Source organism: Mycolicibacter sp. MU0102, assembly GCF_963378105.1.
Taxonomy (GTDB): domain Bacteria; phylum Actinomycetota; class Actinomycetes; order Mycobacteriales; family Mycobacteriaceae; genus Mycobacterium; species Mycobacterium holstebronense.
Genome location: NZ_OY726398.1, coordinates 2704685 through 2725554 on the forward strand (window position 1 = coordinate 2704685; position 20870 = coordinate 2725554).

23 protein-coding genes are annotated in these 20870 nt (G+C 67.8%); 10 read left to right on the forward strand and 13 right to left on the reverse strand.

Going from position 1 to position 20870, the window contains the following annotated elements; all coding sequences use genetic code 11:
• Genes hemQ through hemE form a run of 3 tightly spaced genes read right to left on the reverse strand, consistent with a single transcriptional unit; the run spans position 1 to position 3145 of the window.
• Positions 1 to 702, reverse strand: coding sequence for a hydrogen peroxide-dependent heme synthase (hemQ, locus tag RCP37_RS12575; RefSeq protein ID WP_308483434.1), 702 nt, complete (start codon positions 700 to 702; stop codon positions 1 to 3).
• Positions 703 to 737: 35 nt separating this feature from the next.
• A complete protein-coding gene (locus tag RCP37_RS12580) occupies positions 738 to 2102 on the reverse strand; it encodes a protoporphyrinogen oxidase (RefSeq protein WP_308487067.1) in 1365 nt (454 codons plus the stop codon).
• The gene (gene hemE / locus RCP37_RS12585) at positions 2096 to 3145 is read right to left on the reverse strand and encodes a uroporphyrinogen decarboxylase (protein ID WP_308483435.1); all 1050 of its coding nucleotides are present in this window, start codon (positions 3143 to 3145) and stop codon (positions 2096 to 2098) included. The genes RCP37_RS12580 and hemE overlap by 7 nt, the downstream gene beginning before the upstream one ends.
• Before the next feature lie 437 nt (positions 3146 to 3582).
• On the opposite strand from hemE, the gene RCP37_RS12590 reads away from it, so the two are divergent.
• The 3 genes from RCP37_RS12590 to RCP37_RS12600 all read left to right on the forward strand — a co-directional run bounded on the left by RCP37_RS12590 (position 3583) and on the right by RCP37_RS12600 (position 5951).
• Positions 3583 to 4119, forward strand: coding sequence for a DUF3000 domain-containing protein (locus RCP37_RS12590; RefSeq protein WP_308487068.1), 537 nt, complete (start codon positions 3583 to 3585; stop codon positions 4117 to 4119).
• Position 4120: 1 nt separating this feature from the next.
• Positions 4121 to 5383, forward strand: a complete 1263-nt coding sequence (locus tag RCP37_RS12595) for a ribonuclease D (protein ID WP_308483436.1) — start codon at positions 4121 to 4123, stop codon at positions 5381 to 5383.
• A 151-nt stretch (positions 5384 to 5534) separates the two neighbouring features.
• Entirely contained in the window at positions 5535 to 5951 is a 417-nt protein-coding gene (locus RCP37_RS12600; RefSeq protein ID WP_224971596.1) for a PACE efflux transporter, read from the forward strand.
• On the opposite strand, the gene dxs is transcribed toward RCP37_RS12600, so the two are convergent.
• Positions 5948 to 7861: a 1-deoxy-D-xylulose-5-phosphate synthase gene (gene dxs, locus RCP37_RS12605; protein WP_308483437.1), complete on the reverse strand. Its 1914-nt coding sequence runs from the start codon at positions 7859 to 7861 to the stop codon at positions 5948 to 5950. The genes RCP37_RS12600 and dxs overlap by 4 nt on opposite strands.
• 47 nt (positions 7862 to 7908) lie before the next feature.
• Here dxs and RCP37_RS12610 point away from each other — a divergent pair, with 47 nt between their 5' ends.
• Both RCP37_RS12610 and RCP37_RS12615 read left to right on the forward strand, forming a co-directional pair.
• Positions 7909 to 8352, forward strand: a complete 444-nt coding sequence (locus RCP37_RS12610) for a CBS domain-containing protein (protein WP_308483438.1) — start codon at positions 7909 to 7911, stop codon at positions 8350 to 8352.
• Between the two features lie 8 nt (positions 8353 to 8360).
• Complete coding sequence (locus tag RCP37_RS12615) at positions 8361 to 9650, forward strand: ArsB/NhaD family transporter (protein ID WP_308483439.1); 1290 nt, start codon at positions 8361 to 8363, stop codon at positions 9648 to 9650.
• Positions 9651 to 9671: 21 nt separating this feature from the next.
• Here the strand turns inward: RCP37_RS12615 and RCP37_RS12620 are convergent, their stop codons facing one another.
• From RCP37_RS12620 to RCP37_RS12630, 3 genes are read right to left on the reverse strand one after another with little or no spacing between them, the layout of a single operon-like run.
• Entirely contained in the window at positions 9672 to 10415 is a 744-nt protein-coding gene (locus RCP37_RS12620; RefSeq protein ID WP_373693012.1) for an Rv2686c family ABC transporter permease subunit, read from the reverse strand.
• Positions 10412 to 11110, reverse strand: coding sequence for a fluoroquinolone export ABC transporter permease subunit (locus RCP37_RS12625; RefSeq protein WP_308483441.1), 699 nt, complete (start codon positions 11108 to 11110; stop codon positions 10412 to 10414). The genes RCP37_RS12620 and RCP37_RS12625 overlap by 4 nt, the downstream gene beginning before the upstream one ends.
• Positions 11107 to 11991, reverse strand: a complete 885-nt coding sequence (locus RCP37_RS12630; RefSeq protein WP_308483442.1) for an ABC transporter ATP-binding protein — start codon at positions 11989 to 11991, stop codon at positions 11107 to 11109. Before RCP37_RS12630 ends, RCP37_RS12625 begins: the two co-directional genes overlap by 4 nt.
• 51 nt (positions 11992 to 12042) lie before the next feature.
• Here RCP37_RS12630 and RCP37_RS12635 point away from each other — a divergent pair, with 51 nt between their 5' ends.
• Complete coding sequence (locus RCP37_RS12635) at positions 12043 to 12495, forward strand: GbsR/MarR family transcriptional regulator (protein ID WP_308483443.1); 453 nt, start codon at positions 12043 to 12045, stop codon at positions 12493 to 12495.
• Here RCP37_RS12635 and RCP37_RS12640 read toward each other — a convergent pair.
• Together RCP37_RS12640 and RCP37_RS12645 are read right to left on the reverse strand one after the other, a co-directional pair.
• Positions 12484 to 13659, reverse strand: coding sequence for a class I SAM-dependent RNA methyltransferase (locus RCP37_RS12640; protein ID WP_308483444.1), 1176 nt, complete (start codon positions 13657 to 13659; stop codon positions 12484 to 12486). The two genes, RCP37_RS12635 and RCP37_RS12640, sit on opposite strands and share 12 nt — an antisense overlap.
• Entirely contained in the window at positions 13656 to 15653 is a 1998-nt protein-coding gene (locus RCP37_RS12645; protein WP_308483445.1) for an APC family permease, read from the reverse strand. Before RCP37_RS12645 ends, RCP37_RS12640 begins: the two co-directional genes overlap by 4 nt.
• Before the next feature lie 114 nt (positions 15654 to 15767).
• On the opposite strand from RCP37_RS12645, the gene RCP37_RS12650 reads away from it, so the two are divergent.
• Positions 15768 to 16439, forward strand: coding sequence for a potassium channel family protein (locus RCP37_RS12650; protein WP_024441570.1), 672 nt, complete (start codon positions 15768 to 15770; stop codon positions 16437 to 16439).
• The gene (locus RCP37_RS12655; protein ID WP_308483446.1) at positions 16436 to 17098 is read left to right on the forward strand and encodes a potassium channel family protein; all 663 of its coding nucleotides are present in this window, start codon (positions 16436 to 16438) and stop codon (positions 17096 to 17098) included. Before RCP37_RS12650 ends, RCP37_RS12655 begins: the two co-directional genes overlap by 4 nt.
• On the opposite strand, the gene RCP37_RS12660 is transcribed toward RCP37_RS12655, so the two are convergent.
• Both RCP37_RS12660 and RCP37_RS12665 read right to left on the reverse strand, forming a co-directional pair.
• Positions 17084 to 17758 carry a DUF3159 domain-containing protein gene (locus tag RCP37_RS12660; protein ID WP_308483447.1) on the reverse strand — a complete coding sequence of 225 codons (675 nt, stop codon included), beginning with the start codon at positions 17756 to 17758 and terminating at the stop codon, positions 17084 to 17086. The two genes, RCP37_RS12655 and RCP37_RS12660, sit on opposite strands and share 15 nt — an antisense overlap.
• A gap of 28 nt (positions 17759 to 17786) precedes the next feature.
• On the reverse strand, positions 17787 to 18158 hold the full coding sequence (locus RCP37_RS12665) for an OB-fold nucleic acid binding domain-containing protein (protein ID WP_024441567.1): 372 nt from the start codon (positions 18156 to 18158) through the stop codon (positions 17787 to 17789).
• A gap of 111 nt (positions 18159 to 18269) precedes the next feature.
• Here RCP37_RS12665 and RCP37_RS12670 point away from each other — a divergent pair, with 111 nt between their 5' ends.
• Positions 18270 to 18971 (forward strand): alpha/beta fold hydrolase, encoded by a 702-nt coding sequence (locus RCP37_RS12670; protein WP_308483448.1) that lies wholly within the window; start codon positions 18270 to 18272, stop codon positions 18969 to 18971.
• 63 nt (positions 18972 to 19034) lie between these two features.
• On the opposite strand, the gene RCP37_RS12675 is transcribed toward RCP37_RS12670, so the two are convergent.
• A complete protein-coding gene (locus RCP37_RS12675; RefSeq protein WP_308483449.1) occupies positions 19035 to 19847 on the reverse strand; it encodes a DUF3710 domain-containing protein in 813 nt (270 codons plus the stop codon).
• A 39-nt stretch (positions 19848 to 19886) separates the two neighbouring features.
• On the reverse strand, positions 19887 to 20351 hold the full coding sequence (dut, locus tag RCP37_RS12680) for a dUTP diphosphatase (RefSeq protein ID WP_308483450.1): 465 nt from the start codon (positions 20349 to 20351) through the stop codon (positions 19887 to 19889).
• 25 nt (positions 20352 to 20376) lie between these two features.
• Between dut and RCP37_RS12685 the strand changes: the two genes are divergently transcribed.
• Positions 20377 to 20862 carry a DUF3093 domain-containing protein gene (locus tag RCP37_RS12685; protein WP_308483451.1) on the forward strand — a complete coding sequence of 162 codons (486 nt, stop codon included), beginning with the start codon at positions 20377 to 20379 and terminating at the stop codon, positions 20860 to 20862.
• Positions 20863 to 20870: the final 8 nt, after the last annotated feature.

Genomic DNA, 20870 nt, shown 5'->3' on the forward strand with positions numbered 1-20870 from the left:
CTACGGCAGCGACGCCACCAACTGCTCGACCTCGACCCGGGGGCCGGTGAAGAACGGGGTTTCTTCCCGGGCGTGCAACCGGGCCTCCGTGTTGCGCAGGTCGCGCATCAGGTCGACGATCCGGTCGAGTTCGGGTGCCTCGAACGCCAGAATCCACTCGTAGTCTCCGAGCGCGAACGCGGGCACGGTGTTGGCCCGCACATCCTTGTACTCCCGGGCCGCCATGCCGTGCTCGGCCAGCATCCTGCGGCGATCCTCTTCGGGCAGGACATACCACTCGAGCGACCGCACGAAGGGGTACACGCAGACGTAGGCGCCCGCCGGCTCACCGGCGATGAACGCCGGGACATGACTGCGGTTGAACTCGGCCGGCCGGTGCAACGCCACGCTGCTCCACACCGGGTCGCAGGCCCGCCCCAGTGCGGTGCGGCGGAAGCCCGAGTAGGTGGCCTGCAGGTCTTCGATGCGCTCGGCGTGGGTCCAGATCATGAAGTCGGCGTCGGCACGCAGGCCAGCGACGTCGTACACCCCGCGAACCACCACGCCACGCTCTTCCTGCTGCTTCAAGTAGGTGGCAACCTGGTCGGCTATCTCCTCGCGAGTCTGCGAACCCTCATCGAGTCCACCCGGATTCACCGAGAACACCGAAAACATCACATAGCGGAGAGTGGAGTTCAGCTTGTCGTAGTCGAGGTGCGCCATGGCCCCTATGCTGCCACGATGCGCCGCGAAGAGTCCTACGGCGCCGGGGTGGCGCTGATCACGGCCGCCACCGCCCGGTCGGCCGCGGCGATGCAGGCCGGTACCCCGATGCCGTCGAGATAGTTGCCGGCCACCGCCACGGTCGGTGGCAGCGCGGCGCGCAGCCCAGTGACCAGGGCGGCGTGGCCGGACCGATATTGCGGCATCGCCGCAGGCCAGCGCTGCACGCGCACGTCGATGGGGTCCACCGTGAGGCCGAAGACGGCCTCCAGGTCCTGCACCGACCACGCCACCAGCTCCGCGTCGGAGGCGCTGGTGCGGGGGTCGCCGAACCGACCGAACGACAACCGCAACACCTCGACCCTGCCGCCGTACCCCCGGTCGCCCCATTTGCGCGACGTCAGGGTGATCGCCTTGGCGTGCAACCGTTCCCCGGTGGCAACCAGTACCCCGGAGTTGTTCGGGAACGCCGCGCCGGCGGGCACCGCCATTGCCACCACCACCGACGATGCGTTGCCGATCCGGCTGGCCGCAGCCGCGGCACGCGGCGCGAACCCGGTGGCCAGCCGGGCCAGCACGGGGGCAGGCACCGCGACCACCACCCGGTCGGCGCGATGATGGCCGCCACTGGCGTCTCGCAACAGCCAACCGTCGCCGGCCGGGTCGATCTGGGTCACCGCCGATTGCACCCAGCGCAGCCTGGCGCTGCGCACCAGTGCGTTGACCAGCACCTGATAACCGCCGGTGATCGCGCCGAACACCGGCACGCCGGTGGTCGTGGGCAGTGCCCTCCGCACGGCCTCGGTCAGGCTGGACGCGCCCTCATCGAGCAGGGTGGCCAGGCCCGGGACCGCCGAGCGCAGCCCGACGGTTGCCGCCGAACCCGCATACACCCCGCCGATCAGCGGGTCCACCGAGCAGGCGACCACCTGTGGCCCGAAGCGGTCGGCCACCAGGGCCCCCAGCGCCGGATCGCTGCCCGGTTCGAACGCCAACGGGCGGCTGGGTTCACCGGCGATCCGGGCGAGGGTTTCGTTGTCGACTAGCCCCGCCATCGATTCTGGCGAGGACGGAATCCCGCTGAGGGTGTCCGGCGGCAGCCGATGCAGCAGCCGACGGCTGTACAGCAATGGCCGCACTCCGGTGGTACCGCGCTGCCGATCGGCCAAACCCAGCTCGGCCAGCAGGGCCGGGACCTCGGGCCGCCGGGCGATGAATGCCTCAGCACCTACATCCACCCCCATCCCGCCCAGGGTCTCGGTGCGCAACAGCCCGCCGAGCCGATCGGCCGGATCGAAGATGGTGATGTCGACTGCGTCGCCGAGTGTCGCCCGCAGGCGGTGGGCGGCGGCCAGACCGGAGATTCCGCCCCCGACGACGCAGTACGACGTGGTCACAATGAATGGACCAGCGATACCAGGTCGGTCAGCACCCCGGGGTCGGTTTCCGGCAGTACGCCGTGTCCGAGGTTGAACACGTGCCCCGATGCTCCGGCGGCAACAGCGGCACGGCCGTCGGCGACGACGGCCTTGGCGGCGCGCTCCACCGCCGGCCAGCCCGCCAGCAGCACCGCCGGGTCCAAGTTGCCCTGCAAGGCTCGACCGGCGCCCACCCGGGCGGCGGCGTCGGTCAGCGAGGTACGCCAGTCCACACCGACGACGGTGGCTCCGGTGGCCGCCATCTCACCCAACAGCTCCCCGGTCTGCACGCCGAAGTGCGTCATCGGCACCTCCCGGTCCGCGAGCGTGGCGAACACCCGGGCACTGTGCGGTGCCACGAAGCGCCGGTAGTCGGCAAGGCACAGTGTTCCGGCCCAGGAGTCGAATAACTGAATGGCGTCCACGCCGTGGTCGAGTTGCACCGTCAGAAACGCGATGGTCAGGTCAGTAAGCCCCGCCATCAACTCATGCCAGGTGTCCGGATCGGCCAGCATCATCGCCTTAGTACGGGCATGGGTCCGGCTGGGCCCACCCTCGACCAGGTAGGAGGCCATGGTGAACGGCGCGCCGGCGAAGCCGATCAGCGGCACCGTTCCGAGCGCGTCCACCAGCAGCGATACCGCCGCCGCGACTGCCGTCACCTGCTGCGGCTCCAACGGCCGCAGGGCGGCGACGTCACTCGCGCTGCGCACCGGGTTGGCGATCACCGGCCCTACATCGGGGACGATGTCCAGATCCACCCCGGCGCCGCGCAGCGGCACCACGATGTCGGAGAACAGGATCGCCGCGTCGACGTCATGGCGGCGCACCGGTTGCAGCGTGATCTCGCAGACCAGTTCGGGGTCAAAACAGGCGGCCAGCATGCTGTGCTGTGCGCGCAGCTCACGGTATTCCGGCAGGGATCGGCCGGCCTGGCGCATGAACCAGACCGGCATCCGGTTGGGTTGCCGGCCAGTAGCGGCGGCCAGGTACGGGGAATCAGGCAGTTCACGACGGGCACTCATCGAGCTCAATGCTGCCACGACCGGGCCCGCCAGGCCGAACCGTGCCGTTTCCTGCGGCGGTCCCGGCCTCCCCTCGCCTCCGCCGGCCCTCCGGGCCAACTCCGGCGAGCCTCGCCGAACCGTGCCGTCTCCTGCGGCGGTCCCGGCCTCCCCTCGCCTCCGCCGGCCCTCCGGGCCAACTCCGGCGAGCCTCGCCGAACCGTGCCGTCTCCTGCGGCGGTCCCGGCCTCCCCTCGCCTCCGAACCGCCGTATTCGGCGCGCCTGTCTGCGCCGACCGGCGCCGGGGGTTAGCGTGAGATTCGGTGACCCGCGTCGCGGCGGAGCGCAACGGAATCTTCTGTGCCGGCCGCTGGCGACGTGGCGCACAGCAATCAGTTAAGGAGCGGCACCAGTGACATCAGCCGAGCCTGCCCCCTTTCGGGAAGCGGTGGCAACGATGCACGCCGCAACCGTGCGGTCGGAAATCGAGTTGGGCCCGATCCGGCCGCCGCAGCGCCTGGCGCCCTACAGCTACGCGCTGGGCGCCGAGGTCAAGCATCCCGAGACCGACCTCATCCCGGAAGACTCCGACGGCGATGCCTTCGGCCGGTTGATCCTGCTGTATGACCCCGACGGCACCGACGCCTGGGACGGCACCATGCGGATGGTGGCCTTCATCCAGGCCGACCTGGACCCGCACGAGGCGATCGACCCGCTGTTGCCCGAGGTCGCCTGGAGTTGGCTCGTCGATGCGCTGGGCGCCCGCACCGAACACGTCACCGCATTGGGTGGGACCGTCACGGCCACCACGTCGGTTCGGTACGGCGACATCTCCGGCCCGCCGCGGGGTCACCAGTTGGAGTTGCGCGCGTCGTGGACCGCCACCACCCCGGAGCTGAGCACCCATGTCCAGGCGTTCTGCGAGGTGTTGGAACACGCCGCGGGCCTACCGCCGGTCGGGATCACCGATCTGAGCTCGCGAACCCGCGTCTGAGATGTCCGAGCAGACCACCGAACCGGCCGTCACCGAAGAGCCCGAGCCGACACCACTGCCGCATCCAGCCGATGGGGTGCCGGAGGTGTCGGTCACGCCCACCCAAATCCGTGCTGCCGCCGATTTGCTGGCAGGCGGTCGCGGCCCGTTCGCGGTGGATGCCGAGCGCGCGTCGGGCTTCCGCTACTCCAACCGGGCCTACCTCATCCAGATCCGTCGAGCGGGCGCCGGAACGGTGCTGATCGATCCGGTCGGCGCGGGCGAGGATCCGGCTGCCCTGCTGCGCCCGGTCGCCGAAGTGCTCGACGACGACGAGTGGATTCTGCACGCCGCCGACCAAGATCTGGCCTGCCTGGCCGAGGTCGGCATGTGGCCCAAGGCGCTGTACGACACCGAACTGGCGGGGCGGCTGGCCGGCTTCGACCGGGTCAACCTGGCCGCGATGGTGCAGCGACTGTTGGGACTGGGCCTGGCCAAGGGCCACGGCGCCGCGGACTGGTCGAAGCGACCGCTGCCTGCCGATTGGCTCAACTATGCGGCTCTCGACGTCGAGGTGCTCATCGAACTGCGTCAGGCGGTCGCTGAAGTGCTGTCCGAACAGGGCAAAACCGATTGGGCGGCACAGGAGTTCAATCACGTCCGGGTGACCGACTTCACCACGACGACGCGCCGGGACCGTTGGCGGCGTACGTCGGGTATTCACAAGGTGCGCGATCGGCGCGGTCTGGCCGCCGTCCGAGAGCTCTGGACGGTCCGCGACCAGATCGCAGCACGCCGTGACATCGCGCCCGGACGCATCCTGCCCGACTCGGCGATCATCGCTGCGGCCGTCGCCAACCCCACCACCGTCGCAGAGCTGCTCGCCCTGCCGGTCTTCGGCGGGCCCAAACAACGTCGCAGCGCGGCGACTTGGCTGGCAGCGCTGGCCGCAGCACGCGAGAACCCCGAGCCGCCGGAAGCCGGCGAATCCACCAGCGGCCCACCGCCGCCCTCGCGCTGGGCGCGACGCAAGCCCGAGGCCGCCGCACGACTGGAGACCGTCCGCGCCGCGCTGGGTGCGGTTTCCGAGCAGGTGCACGTGCCGACCGAGAATCTGCTCACCCCCGAACTGGTGCGCCGGCTGTGCTGGGATTGGAAACCGGTGGCATCGGAGCCAGCGGTGGTGATCGAGGAGTTCTTGGTCGCCGGCGACGCACGTCCCTGGCAACGTGAGCTGACGGTGCCGGCGCTGACGCAGGCTCTGGGCCGCGCCCAGCCGGGCTAGGTTCTCGGCCGCCGGGGTGCTCGGCACGACTATTGCTAGACTGTCTATGGAGCAGCCGTATTCAGTGTTCGGCCAGTGCTTCTCACGTCACGCTAACCGTGGACGCGAACCGTCAAGGACTTCCCATGGTTGATTTTCCTGGGAGGACCTCGTGTCACCAGCTTTTCGTCGCATCGTCTACGTCATCAGCTACGAGCTTGTCGCCGTTGCGCTGACCACCGTCGGACTGACCGTGCTCGGGTTCGGCGGCGGCAGTTCAGGCGCCGTGGCAGTGGCGGCTTCAACGGTCGCGGTGGTGTGGAACTACGTCTGGACCACGGTGTTCGAGGCGTGGGAGCGCCGGCAGGACTCCCCGACCCGCACGGTGGGCCGCCGGATCGTGCACGCCGTCGGCTTCGAAGGTGGCCTGGTGGTGCTGCTGTTGCCGATCGTGGCCGCGCTGTTGAAGGTGTCGCTGGTACAGGCCTTCGGTCTTGAGATCGGCCTGCTGGCGTTCTTCCTGGTCTACACGTTCGTATTCGCGTGGTTGTTCGACGCGGTGTGGCCGCCGATCACCGACGTGAGCTAGTCCAGCCGTTCGCTGACCTCGTCGACGCAGTTAGAGGCGCCCATCGCCGCCACCCAGCCGGTGATCTGGCGGGCCACGTCCTGTGCGGTGAGGCCGACCTCGGCCAACAGCTCACCGCGCGAGGCGTGGTCGTAGAAACGCTGCGGTAGCGCGACGTCGCGGCAGGGCAGGTCGATCTCGGCACGCCGCAGCGCCGCCGAGACTGCCCAGCCGATGCCGCCGGCCACGCCGTTGTCCTCGCAGGTGACCACCAACTTGTGCGCGCGGGCCATCTCGATGAGCACCTGCGGCACCGGAAGCACCCAACGCGGGTCAATCACCGTCACCCCGATGCCCTGGTTGTGCAGTCGGTCGGCCACCGCCAACGCCATGGGAGCGAACGCGCCGACCGCGACCAGCAGGACGTCTTGGGGCAACCCGTCGGCCGGGACTGCCAGCACGTCCACCCCGGCGCGCCGCTCGATGGCGGGAATGTCTTCGCCCACGTCCCCCTTGGGGAATCGCAACGCAGTGGGCCCGTCATCGATGTCGAGTGCTTCACCGAGCTCCTCGCGCAGCCGGATGCCGTCGCGAGGTGCGGCCACCCGGATTCCGGGCACGATTCCCAGCACCGACAGATCCCACATGCCGTTGTGACTGGCGCCGTCGGGCCCGGTGATCCCGGACCGGTCCAACACCAGCGTCACCGGCAGCTTGTGCAGCGCGACGTCCATCACGAGCTGGTCGAAGGCGCGGTTCAGGAACGTCGAATACACCGCCACCACCGGGTGCAGGCCCCCCATTGCCAGGCCTGCCGCGGACGTCATCGCGTGTTGCTCGGCGATCCCGACGTCGAACATCCGATCCGGAAAACGCTGTCCGAACGGCGCGAGCCCCGTGGGGCCCGGCATCGCGGCGGTGATGGCGACGACATCACGGCGCTTGGTGCCGTACTCGATGAGCGCGTCAGAGAACACCGCCGTCCAGCCGCGCCCGGCGGTTTCGGTGGCATAGCCGGTCAGCGGATCGATCACCCCGCAGGCGTGCATCTGCTCGGCCTCGTCGTTCTCCGCCGGGCCGTAGCCCTTGCCCTTTTGGGTAACCACGTGCACGATCACCGGCCCGCCGAAACCCCGCGCGCGGCGCAGCGCGGATTCCACCGCGGCCTCGTCATGACCGTCGATCGGCCCCAGGTATTTCAAGCCCAGGTCGGTGAACAACGCCTGTGGCGCCAGCGCATCTTTGAGCCCCGCTTTGAAGCTGTGGATCACCTGGTAGCCGAGTTCCCCAACGACCGGCACCCCGCGGATCGCGGTGCGGCCCCGCTCCAGCAGGCGCTCGTAGGCGGGCTGCAGCCGCAGTGCGGCCAGGTGGTCGGCGAAGCCACCGATAGTGGGCGCATAGCTACGGCCGTTGTCGTTGACCACGACCACCACCGGTCGGTTGCCTGCGGCAATGTTGTTGAGGGCCTCCCAGCACATTCCGCCGGTCAGTGCGCCGTCACCGACGACGGCCACCACATGCCGGTTACGGTGCCCGGTCAGCTCGAAAGCTTTGGCCAGGCCGTCGGCGTAGGACAGCGCCGAGCTGGCGTGGCTGGACTCCACCCAGTCGTGTTCACTCTCGGCGCGCGACGGATAACCCGATAACCCGCCCTTCTTACGCAGGGTGTCGAAGTCGCGGCTACGCCCGGTCAGCATCTTGTGCACGTAGGCCTGATGACCGGTGTCGAAGATGATCGGGTCGTGCGGGGAGTCGAAGACACGGTGCAGCGCCAACGTCAGCTCCACCACACCCAAATTGGGGCCCAGATGCCCGCCGGTCGCGGCGACCTTGTGGATCAGGAACTCGCGGATCTCCGCCGCCAGATCGGTCAGCTGAGCCTGCGAGAGGTGCTGCAGATCGGCGGGGCCGCGGATCCCTTCAAGCATCCGGCCAGTCTACGCATGGCGACGAGCACCCCCCGTATCGTCATCGTGTGCGGGCCGAACAGATCGCCGAAGAATTCCCGGTGGTGGCTATCGACTCCGACGCGCTGGCCGCCGCGAGATTATTGGCGGAGCACCGGTTGCCCGGGATCGTCGTCACCGACGCGGCCGGCAAGCCCTATGCGGTGCTGCCGGCCTCCCAGGTGGTGCGCTTCATCGTGCCGGGCTACGTCCAGGACGACCCATCACTGGCGGGCGTGCTGAGCGAGACCGTGGCGGACCGCTCGGCGGAGAAGCTTCGCGGCAAGACGGTGCGCGACGTGCTGCCCGAACACCTACGAGACGTGCCCGCCGCCGACGCCGACGCGACCGTGATCGAAGTGGCCGCCATGATGGCCCGGCTGCACAGCCCCTTGATTGCCGTCGTCAAGGACGGCGAGCTGTACGGGGTCATCACCGCGTCGCGGTTGCTTGCCGCGGCGCTGAGGGTCTGATCCCGCTGATGACATTCATTGCGGTCGCGGTGTTTCTGACCGCATACGCGTTCATCGCCGCCGACCGCGTCAACAAAACGGTGGTAGCGCTGGCCGGTGCGGCGGCAGTCGTCATCCTGCCGGTCATCTCATCCGATGACATCTTCTACTCCCGCGCGACCGGGATCGACTGGGACGTCATTTTCCTGCTGCTGGGCATGATGATTATTGTCAGCGTGCTGCGCCAGACGGGCGTCTTCGAGTACATCGCCATCTGGGCGGCCAAGCGCGCCAAGGGTTCTCCGCTACGGATCATGATCCTTCTGGTGCTGGTGACCGCGGTGGCCTCCGCGTTGCTGGACAACGTCACCACCGTGCTGCTGATCGCCCCGGTCACGCTGCTGGTCTGTGACCGCCTCGACATCAGTGCCGCACCGTTTCTGATGGCCGAGGTGTTCGCCTCCAACATCGGCGGCGCCGCAACCCTGGTCGGTGATCCACCCAACATCATCATCGCCAGCCGAGGAGGATTGACGTTCAATTCCTTTCTGCTGAACCTGGCGCCTATCGTCGCCATCGTCATCGCCGCGTTCATCGTCATGTTGCCCCGCCTATTTCCCGGGTCGTTCGCCGTCGACGCCGAGCGGGTCGCCGACGTGATGGCACTGGAAGAGGGTGAAGCAATCCGTGATCGCGGCCTGCTGATCAAGTGTGGCCTGGTGCTCGTCGCGGTGTTCGCGGCGTTCATCGGGCATTCGGCGCTTCACCTCGAGCCATCGGTGGTCGCCCTACTCGGTGCCGGAGTCCTGATCCTGAGCTCCGGTCTGGAGCGCTCGGATTACCTGTCCGGGGTCGAGTGGGAAACGTTGCTGTTCTTCGCCGGACTGTTCGTGATGGTCGGCGCCCTGGTGGATACCGGTGTGATCGCCACCCTCGCCAAAGCTGCCACCGCGGTCACCGACGGCAATGCATTGTTGACCACGATGGGCATCTTGGCGGTGTCCGCGCCGGTGTCCGGGATCATCGACAACATCCCGTACGTGGCAACCATGACCCCGATCGTGGCCGAGCTGAGCACCACCCTGCCTACCAACTTGCATCCCGACGCGCTGTGGTGGGCGCTGGCACTGGGTGCTGACTTCGGTGGCAACCTGACCGCCGTCGGAGCCAGCGCCAACGTGGTTATGCTCGGAATCGCCCGCCGGGCAGGCAATCCCATCTCATTCTGGGAGTTCACCCGCAAGGGCATTGTGGTCACCGCCGTCTCGGTCGCGCTGACTGCGGTGTATCTGTGGTTGCGCTACTTCGTTTTTGGCTGACGCCCAATCGTCGCAGTGCCCTCACGTGTTCTTGGCGATGAAGCGGCGATATAGCGGTATCGCGACCGCCAGGTTGTAGACGACCCCGCCGAGCAGATACGGCCACCACATACCGTGGTTGCCGGCCACCCAGAATGCCTTGACCGCCCAGTACGGCGGCAACACCCCGAACGCCAGATTCCAATCCGAGTCGATGAACCACGGCAGGCACGGCAGCCCGGCGATCAGCATGCCCAGGCCACGCAGCGCGGCCAGACCCTGAATCTTGTTGCTGGCCATGGCCAGGATCAGCAGCAGGGTCACCACCGCGGACAGGCCCGCCACCAGCCCGATCGGGATCAGTGATGGCACCAGGCCGGGTTGCAGAATCCCGCTGAACGACAGGGTGGCGATCACGTAAGCGGTCGTCACCACCATCACGGTGGCCACCCGGTAGCCGAAGAACACCGACAGACGGACCGGGGTGACTCGCAGCGCGGTCAGCGTGCCGGCGTCGACTTCGTCGAGCACCAGGAACGCTCCCAGGCCGCCGGTGATGATGATGGACGTCAGCAACAGAAATGCGGTGAGCACCAGCGGGTAGTAGGGCACCAGGTCGAACGCGTAACGCTCGGCGAGCATGGTGGTGACCCGCGGCGTCAGCACCGCTACCCCGATAGTCCAGATCACCGGCGCCAGCACAATCATCACCAACAGCGGGTCGCGGTAGGTGCCCCGCAGATCATTGCGGACGAACGCGGCCACTGCGCGCCAGCCCACCGTCACGACCGCTCGATGATGTAGTGGGCGAACAGTTTCCGGCCCGCCAAGCACAAGCCGGCGATACACAGTGTGGGATAGATCAGCGCGTACGCGATCTGCCAGCGTGTCAGGCTGAGCTGATCGAAGGCGGCGCCGAACAGCAGCAACGGCCCCTGGCTGGGGATCAGGTAGCACAGCGGTGACGGCCACACCCCCGAGTAGTGCAGCATCGGCAGTGACATCACCGCCAGTGGGATCGTCGCGGTCAGGAACCAGTCGCTGATCGACGCGAACGGCAGGGATGTGGTGAACCCGACCAGCAGCATCACCAGGGTCGCCAGCAGCACCCCCACCAGCAGTGGAAGCGGGTGGTAACCGACGCGATCCACACCGGCCACCACCACGGCCACCACCAGTGAGATCCCGGCCAGCGGAGTGAGTTTCGCGGTCAGGTACTCGCCGAATCGCAGCGGTGTGGCGACGATCGCCGACAGGATCCGATCCTGCTTGTCGAAGAACACCGTACCGGCGATGAAGAAGAAGCCGATGATGGCCGTATCGCCCATCAGCACATACGGTTCGGCGGCCGTGCGCAGGCGCGCCGGCATCGGCAGCAGCACCGCCAGCCAGATCAGACCCGAGAACACCGCGGCGTGCAGGAACTTCTGCCGGACCTGCAACATCAGCTCCAGGCGTAGCGCGGCCACCAGCCGGCTCATGTCAGCTGCCTGCCGGTGACCTCGACGAACACGTCATCGAGGCTGGCTTCGCGGCTGTGGATGGTCTCCACGTGTTGCTCGCGCAGCACGGCGTGAAACGCCGGATCGTCGGCCAGGGTGTCCATGGCGAAGTCAGCATTCGCCAGTCCGCCCTGCGGCGCCCGGTAGGTCACTCGCACCATGCGTTGGCTGCGGGCGATCTTCAACTCGGCCGGCGCGTCCAGTGCAACGATCCTGCCGTCGACGACGAATGCCACCCGGTCGCACAGCTCGTCGGCGGTCTCCATGTCGTGCGTGGTCAGAAAAACGGTCCGGCCGCGTGCCTTGAGATCGCGCACCATGTCTTTGACCTTGTTGGCGTTGACCGGGTCCAGACCGGACGTGGGTTCATCGAGGAAGATCAGTTCAGGATTGTGAATCAGTGCCCGAATGAAGGTCAGCCGCATCTGCATGCCCTTGGAGTAATCACCCACCTGGGTGTCCGCGTACTCGGTCAGGCCGACGGCGTCCAGCAGGGCCATCGGGTCGGCGGTCTTGCCGGCGTACAGCGATGCGAAGAACCGCAGATTCTCCAGTCCGGTGAGCTTTTGGTAGTGGTTGGGCAGTTCGAAGGACACCCCGATGCGCTGGTAGTAATCGGGTCCCCACGCCACCGGGTCGCGGCCCCAGACCTGGGCTTGGCCGCCGTGGCCACGCAACAGGCCGATGAGCAGTTTCTGCGTTGTGGACTTGCCGGCACCACTGGGGCCCAGGAAGCCGAAGATCTCACCGCGGTCGACCGAGAAGTCCATGCCGCGAACCGCCGGCTGCTGGGCTTTCGGGTAGCTGTAGGTGAGTCCGCGCACCCGGATCACTTCGGTGGTGTCGCCGTCGTCCAACACTCGATCGAATATACTGACATTTCAGAAATTAGTGAACATTAGGAGTTTCCGGTGGCAGAGGACGCGGAGATCGCCGAACAACTCGCTCTGACGTTGACCGGCCTCGGGCTGCAGCGCATGACCGCGCGGGTCCTGGCCACCTTGCTGTTCACCGAGCAGTCCACGATGACGATGGGCGAGCTGGCCGAGAAGCTGCAGGCCAGCGCGGGCGCGATCTCCGGGGCGATGAAGATGCTCACCGCGGTCGGGCTGGCCGAGCGGGTTCCGGTTCCGGCCAGCCGCCGCGAGCACTATCGGCTGCGCGACGACGCATGGGCGGTGCTGTTCACCAACCAGAACGTGACGATCTCAGCGATGCAGGACGCCGCGGCGGCCGGGATCGCGGCTATCGGCGCCGACCACCCGGCCCACCACCGGCTCACCCAGATGCGGGACTTCTACACGTTTCTGCTCGCGGAGATACCAGCGCTGCTGGACCGTTGGCGCGAGCAGTCAGCGGGTTAGCAGCGCGACGCACTCCACGTGGTGGGTCAGCGGGAACGCGTCGAACACTCGGATCTGTTCCACGGCATAGCCCTGCCCGCGGTATAGACCGATGTCTCGAGCAAAAGACGCTGCCTCGCAACCGATGTGCACAATACGCGGTACACCTGCGGCGGCCAGCGCCTCGATCACCTCCCGCCCGGCACCAGCGCGCGGCGGGTCCAGCACCGCGACGTCGGCGCCGGAGTGCGCATCGCTCAACACCCTGCGCACCGAATCGGTGCGCACCGATACCTGCGGCAGGTCGGCCAGCGCAGCCCGCGCGGCCCCGGTCGCGGCCCGTGACGTGTCGGCACTGATCACCCGACCCGTCTCCCCCACCGTCTCGGCCAGCGCCGCGGCGAAGATCCCGGCGCCGCCGTAAAGATCCCAGGCGGTCATCCCGGTGTCGGCCTGCGCCCACTGGCCGACCAGCGCGCTGTAGAGCGCGGCCGCCCGACGATGCGCCTGCCAGAACGACGTCACCGGAATCTGCCAACGCCGGCGGCCCACCCACTGGGTGGCGTGATAGTCGCCCTCCATGACCTGGGGACGGTGACCGCGCCCGGTGCTCACCACATGCCGGACACCGTCGTCGTCGGCCACCACGTGCAGGTGATCGCCGGGCCGCCAGGTCTGTTCGGTCAGTCCCTTGATCATTCCGGCCGGCAGCTGCCCGCACTGCAGGTCGGTGACCAGCTCATCACTGTGATACCGGTGGAATCCGGCCCGGCCGTCGGCACCGACGTCCAAGCGGACCCGGGTGCGCCAACCGGTCGGGCCGTCGTCGCCGACCGGTTCGGCAGAACCCTCCCACTCGTAGCCGCCGAGCCTCGCCAGCTGATTGGACACCACCGCACCCTTGAGCGCGCGTGCCACGGCCGGATCGGCGAACGCCAGATCGCAGCAGCCCGCGCCATCGACGCCCGCAATCGGGCACAGCGAATCGATCCGCGCCGCCGCGGGTTCGAGCACCTCGACACATTCGCCGTGCCAATACGAGCCCCGCTCGGCGGTGATGCGCACCCGCACCTGCTCACCGGGCAGCGCGTAGCGCACGAAAACGACCCGGCCGTCGTGGCGGGCCACACAACTGCCGCCGTTCGCCGGTGCGTCGGTCGTCAAGACCAATTCCTGGTCGATCACTCTAAGAAGCCTCTCCGGGTGTCGCCGGGGGCGTGATGCGGCTCCAAGACTTTGCGCCGCTCCGAGGAGTTCAGCTGCCAGGGCACCGAGGTGACCATGACCTGCGGCATGAACAACAGCCGGGTCTTGAGCCGCAGCGCGCTCTGGTTGTGGAGCAACTGCTCCCACCAGTGGCCCACCACGTATTCGGGGATGTAGACGGTCACCACGGTGCGCGGCGACTCCTTGCTGATGCGTTTGACGTAATCGAGCACCGGCCGGGTGACCTCGCGGTACGGCGATGCAATCACCTTGAGCGGAACGGTGATCTCGCTATCCTCCCACTCGCGCACCAGGGCGCGGGTTTCGGTGTCATCGACGTTGACCGTGATCGCCTCCAGGGCGTCAGGGCGCGTCGCGCGCGCGTAGGCCAGCGCGCGGCGGGTCGGCAGATGCAGCTTGGACACCAGGACCAGGGCGTGGTTGCGGCTGGGCAGCACCGCCTGGTCGTCCAGCGCGGCCGACTGCTCGGCCAACTCCTGACTGACGGTGTCGTAATGCCGGCGGATCATTTTCATCAAGAGGAACAGCACCGACATGGCGACGATCGCGATCCACGCACCGGCCACGAACTTGGTGGCGATCACCACGATCAACACCACCCCGGTAGCGAGGAATCCGATGGTGTTGACCACCCGGGAACGCATCATCTTGACCCGGGCCGCACGGTCGGTTTCATTGCGCAGCAATCGGTTCCAGTGCCGCACCATACCGATCTGACTCAGCGTGAAGGAGACGAAGACCCCGACGATGTAGAGCTGGATGAGCGCGGTCACCTCGGCCCCGAACGCCACGATGAAGGCGATGGCCACCACCGCGAGGAACACGATGCCGTTGGAGAACGCCAGCCGGTCGCCGCGGGTGTGCAGCTGGCGCGGCAGGTAGCGGTCCTGCGCCAAGATCGAACCCAGCACCGGGAAACCGTTGAACGCGGTGTTGGCGGCCAGCGCCAGAATCAGCGCCGTGACTCCGGCGATGATCCATAAACCGGGCGGAAAGCCCCGGAACACCGTCTCGGCCAGCTGAGCCAGCAGGGTCTTCTGGTCGTAATCCGCCGGCGCCCCGATCAGCTGTTCGTGCGGGCGCGCCGCGATCTTCACCCCGGTCTCACGGGCCAGCACGATGATGCCCATCATCAGTGTCACCGCGATCACACCCAGCATCAGCAGCGTGGTGGCGGCGTTGCGCGACTTCGGTTTGCGGAATGCCGGCACGCCGTTGCTGATCGCCTCCACCCCGGTCAGCGCAGCACAGCCCGACGAGAACGATTTCGCCACCAGGAACACCAGGGCCACCCCGACCATTTCGCCCTGGGTGGAGTGGATCTTGAACTCGGCCGACTCGGCCTGCAATGGGTTGCCCATCACAAAGATCTGGAACAGCCCCCACCCCAGCATGCCGAAGACCCCGATCATGAACGCATACGTCGGGATGGCGAACGCGGTGCCCGATTCTCGAATGCCCCGCAGATTGGCCGCTGCCACCACGATCACGGTCCCGACCGCGAAGGCGACCTTGTGGTCGGCGATGAACGGTATCGCCGAGCCGATGTTGGCGATCCCTGATGAGATCGAGACCGCAACGGTCAGAACGTAATCCACCATCAACGCGCTCGCCACGGTCAAGCCCGCGGTAGCACCCAGGTTGGTGGTGACCACCTCGTAGTCGCCGCCACCGGAGGGGTAGGCGTGCACATTCTGGCGGTAGGAGGCCACCACGGTGATGAACACGAAGGCGACAGCCAGGCCCACCCACAGCGTCATCCGATAGGCGGCCAGACCCGCCACCGACAACACCAGAAAGACTTCTTCGGGTCCGTAGGCCACCGAGGACAGCGCGTCGGAGGCGAATACCGGCAGGGCGATGCGCTTGGGCAGCAGCGTGTGGCTTAGCCGATCGCTACGAAAGGGCTGACCCAGAACCAGGCGCCGCGCAGCGGTGGAAATCTTCGACACGAGAGCCAAGGGTAAGCCAGGCGGGCACTGGCGGTAGCGTTCACCGAATACAGGCACTATTGCAGTCGATAACCTGCCGAAAGTCGGCCCAGAGGGCCTGAAAGGACACAGCACGTGCGGGTAGTTGTGATGGGTTGCGGCCGGGTGGGAGCCTCGCTCGCCGACGGACTGTCCCGGATCGGCCACGAGGTCGCCATCATCGACCGAGACAGCACCGCGTTCAACCGGCTCAGCCCGGAGTTCAACGGTGAGCGAGTGCTCGGTATGGGCTTCGACCGCGATGTACTACTGCGAGCGGGCATCGAGGAAGCCGCTGCGTTCGCCGCGGTGTCCTCGGGTGATAACTCCAACATCATCGCGGCGCGGCTGGCCCGAGAGACGTTCGGCGTTTCGCGGGTGGTCGCCCGTATCTACGACGCCAAGCGGGCCGCGGTCTATGAGCGCCTGGGCATCCCGACCATCGCCACCGTGCCCTGGACCACCGATCGCCTGCTGGACGCGCTGACCCGGGAAAGCGAGACCACCAAGTGGCGTGACCCCACCGGCACCGTCGCCGTCGCCGAGGTCGTCCTGCACGAGGACTGGATCGGCCGCCCCGTCACCGACCTGGAGGCCGCCACCAACGCCCGGGTGGCGTTCCTGATCCGGTTCGGGACCGGCATCCTGCCCGAGCCCAAGACGGTGATTCAGGCCAGCGACCAGGTGTACATCGTGGCGGTGTCCGGCCGGGTCGCCGAGGCGATCGCGATCGCCGCATTGCCGCCGAGCGAGGACCTGGACAAATGAAAGTAGCCGTAGCCGGCGCCGGGGCGGTCGGACGGTCGATTGCGCGCGAGCTGCTCGACAGCGATCACCAGGTGACCTTGATCGAACGCAACCCCGAGCATGTCGACACCGAGGACATCGCCGACGCGCAGTGGCATCTGGGCGACGCCTGCGAGCTCAGCCTGTTGGAGGCGGTGCACCTGGAGTCCTTCGACGTGGTGATCGCCGCGACCGGCGACGACAAAGCCAACGTGGTGCTGTCCTTGCTCGCCAAGACCGAATTCGCGGTCCCGCGGGTGGTGGCCCGGGTCAACGATCCCCGCAACGAGTGGCTGTTCACCGACGCCTGGGGGGTGGACGTGGCGGTGTCCACGCCGCGCATGCTGGCCTCGCTGGTCGAGGAGGCCGTCGCCGTCGGAGACCTGGTGCGGCTCATGGAATTCCGTAAGGGGCAGGCCAACCTGCTGGAGATCACGCTGCCCGACGACACCCCGTGGGGCGGCAAGCCGGTGCGCAAGCTGGCACTGCCCCGTGACGCCGCGCTGGTGACGATCCTGCGCGGGACACGAGTGATCGTGCCCCAGGACGACGAGCCCCTCGAGGGCGGCGACGAGCTACTGTTCGTCGCATCCAGCGGGGTCGAGACCGAATTGCGCGCGCTGCTGCTACCGGCCCACTGAGCGCGGTTCGCGCTCGGCCTCGCCTTCAGTGGGCCGCTCATCCAGCGCGCGCTGCACGTATTTGACCGCCAAGTAGGTGACTACCGCCGCTACCGCGGTCAGCGGCCAGCCCATGGCAATGCGCGTCACTCCCAGCCAGCCGGTCTGATCGGCGTTGTACAGCAGCCGCTGGACCACGAAGCGGGAGCCGAACACCAGCGCCCAAGTCAGCGTCGCGAGATCGTAGGCGTAGACGGCCGACCGCAGCTCACGCCAGGACTGGGGCTGGCCGCTGGCCCAGGACCAGATGTAGCCGACTACCGGGCGGCGGATCACTATCGATGCGGCGAACACCACCGCCCACACCAGCGACGTCCAGATTCCGAGCAAGAAGTAGCCCTTGGAGTCACCCATCAGATACGCGATCAGGGCGCAGACTGCGACCCCGAAGAAGCCGGAGATGGCCGGTTGACTGGACTGCTTGCGGATCAGGCGCCACACCAGCACCGCCGCGGCCACGCCTAACGCCGAGAGGACGGCGACGCGCAGTCCGAAGAGATTGGAGGCCGGTACGAACACCACGATCGGCAACGAGGAGTAGATAACCCCGGCCAACCCGCCGATCTGTTCCAGGAGCCGCTGCGGCCCCTGGGCACCCTCGGCGCTGTACTCCTCGCTCATCGCTGCACCGGCCCGAAGGGAGGCGCGATCACTGCTGGATTTCGTAGTGGGGGTTGTAGATGGCCTTGCAGCCGCTTTCGAGTTTGCCGAGCCGGCCGTGCACCCGCAGGGTGCGGCCGGAGTCGATGCCGGGGATGCGTCGCTGCCCGAGCCATACCAGCGTCACCGTGTCGGTGCCGTCGAAGAGCTCGGCGCGGACGCCGCCCACGCAGCCCTTGGCGTTGGCTTCGACGCTGCGCAGTACCCCGACCATGGTGACCTCTTGGCCGCGTTGGCAGTCGATCGCGCGCTGCGCGCCGGTATTGAGCGCCTCATCGGACAGCTCTTCGACGTCACGCAGCTCGGGATCTTCCGTCAATCGCCGAGTCAGCCGGCGCAGGTACCCTTTCGGAGCAGCCATTGCCCTCTCCCTCAATCGTGTGCGCACGCTACGGTAGACCTGTTGAATATCGAATGCCACATGACCTGCCCACGGGGTGGCTGACAACACCCAACACGATCAAGAGGTGGCATGTTTCTGCCCGGCGTGACGGCCGTCCTGCTGCCGGGGACCGGATCCGACGACGACTACATTCGCCGGGCGTTCTTCTCTCCGTTGCAGCAGGTGGGTGCCGAATTGGTCACTCATCGCCCGCAGCCCGGCCGCCTCATCGAGGGCTATCTGGAGGCGCTGGATGCGGCGGCCGCCCGGTCCGGCCCGATCCTCGTCGGCGGGGTCTCGATCGGCGCGGCGGTGGCCACCGCGTGGGCACTGCGCCATCCCGAGCGAGTGGTCGGGGTGCTGGCCGCGCTGCCGGCCTGGACCGGCTCCCCCGATGACGCCCCAGCAGCCCATGCCGCGCGCTACAGCGCCGGGCAGTTGCGCAATGACGGCCTGGCGGCAGTGGTGGCCCAGATGCGGGCATCGAGCCCGACCTGGCTCGGCGACGAGTTGACCCGCTCGTGGACCGCGCAGTGGCCGCAGCTCCCCGACGCTCTGGAAGAGGCTGCGGCTTATGTCGCACCGACGTACGCCGACCTGGCGGCCCTGACCGTGCCGATGGGCGTGACCGCGGCCGTCGACGACGCGGTTCATCCGCTGCAGACGGCCTCCGAGTGGGCCACCGCCGCCCCGCGGGCGGCACTGTGCACCGTCACCCTCGACCAGATCGGCGCCGACCCGACCGCCTTGGGCACCGCCTGCGTGACCGCGCTGACGATCGCTGGGGGCTAACCGGGCCTACCCCCCGGGGTTTAATTCGGCGGTCCAGCTCCGCCTCTCCCCCGTCGAGGCTCGCTAACCGCCGGTGATCGTGCGCAGCTGCTGCATCGCAGAGCCCTCCACGCTGCGCCGTGCGGCCGGCGCGGGCGGTACATCGCCGCCTCCGCCGAACATCGCGGCCTGCTGCAGCGCGTTCGCCTGCTGGGCTGCGGCCTGCTCGGCCGCCGCCTGCTGCGCAGCGGCCTGCTGCGCCGCGGCCGCGCGCAACTGCTCGGCCATCGGCTCGGGCAGCCGCACCGGCAACGGGGTGCGCACCGGCAGCGGAGTGTCGCCGCGCCGGACGACCGTGTCCGCCAGCGCCTCTCGTGCCTGCTGGGCGAGCACGTCCATGGTTTCGGGCCGGCCGTTGATCACGCAGCGCACCATCCAGCGGTAGCCGTCGACGCCGATGAACCGGACTGCGCCGGTCGCCGAACCGAGCACCTCCCGGCCCCACGGCCCATCGATGATGCTGACCATCGCGTTGTCCCTGCGCAGCGCGTCGGCCAGCTCACCGGCCACCTCGCGCCACAGACCCGGCGACTTGGGCGCCGCATAGGCGGCGATGTTGAACCGACCGTTGGGCGTCACCAGCCACACCGCACTGGGGACACCCGCCTCGCTCAGCTCGACCTGGACCTGAGCGCCCGCGGGCATCGGCACCAGCACCGAACCCAGGTCGAGTCGGGCCGTCGTCGCCGCTGCGGGGTCGTCGAAATCTTCGATGTCGAAGGGGCCCTCCAGCTCCTCCGAATCCGATACGAACTCGTCCGCTGCTCCGGAGGCTTCCGGCCCGGCGCTCGTCGGCTCGACCGCCTCGCCCTTGCCTTTACCCCTACCGAATGCCATCACAGCCGCCCATCTTCATCGCTTCTTCGTCGCAAGCCATCACAGGCTCGCGTGCCCACCGGAGGACCCGTGTCCACCGGAACCACGGGTCGTCGGTTCCAGCCCGGCCTCGTCGAACGAGGTCACCTCGATCAGTTCCGGAAGCTCGACCCGCTGCACCAGCAGTTGGGCGATCCGGTCGCCGCGGTGGATCTCGATCGGCGTGGCCGGGTCCAGGTTGACCAACGAGACCTTTATCTCACCACGATAGCCCGCGTCGACGGTGCCGGGACTGTTGACGATCGAAAGACCCACCCGCGCAGCCAAACCCGACCGAGGGTGGATGAGGCCGACCATGCCGAAGGGAATCGCCACCGCGATCCCGGTGGGTACCAGAGCACGTTGACCTGGACCCAACTCGACATCGATCGCGCTGTAGAGGTCGACGCCGGCATCGCCGGCGTGAGCACGGCTCGGCAGTGGAAGATCCGGATCCAAGCGAACAACCGCAAGACTGGGTGACACGAGGCGCAAGACTACTCTTAGCCGGATGTCGGGATCGCGCCTGAACCATCGGGCATCGCAAACAGTGCGCTACAGCGAACAGCTGTGGGTGCCGTGGTGGTGGTGGCCACTGGGGTTCCTGGGTAATGGCCTGATGGCCTACGAAGTCCGCCTGGGCCTGCGCACTCTGCCCGGCTGGCTGCCGTACGCGGTGTTCTTCGCGATCACCGTCGGCGCCCTGCTGTGGCTGGGACGCATCAAGGTGCGAGTCGTCGAAAGCGGCGGGGAAACGCAGCTGTGGGCCGGTGACGCGCACCTGCCCACAACGGCGATCGCACGCTGCGCCGAGGTCCCACGGTCGGCCAAGTCTGCCGCGCTGGGCCGCCAGCTCGATCCGGCGGCCTATGTCGTGCACCGCGGCTGGGTCGGGCCCATGGTCTTGGTCGTCCTCGATGATCCCGACGACCCGACACCGTACTGGCTGGTCAGCTGCCGCGATCCGCAGCGGCTGCTGGCGGCGTTGCAGTCCTAGATCCCCAG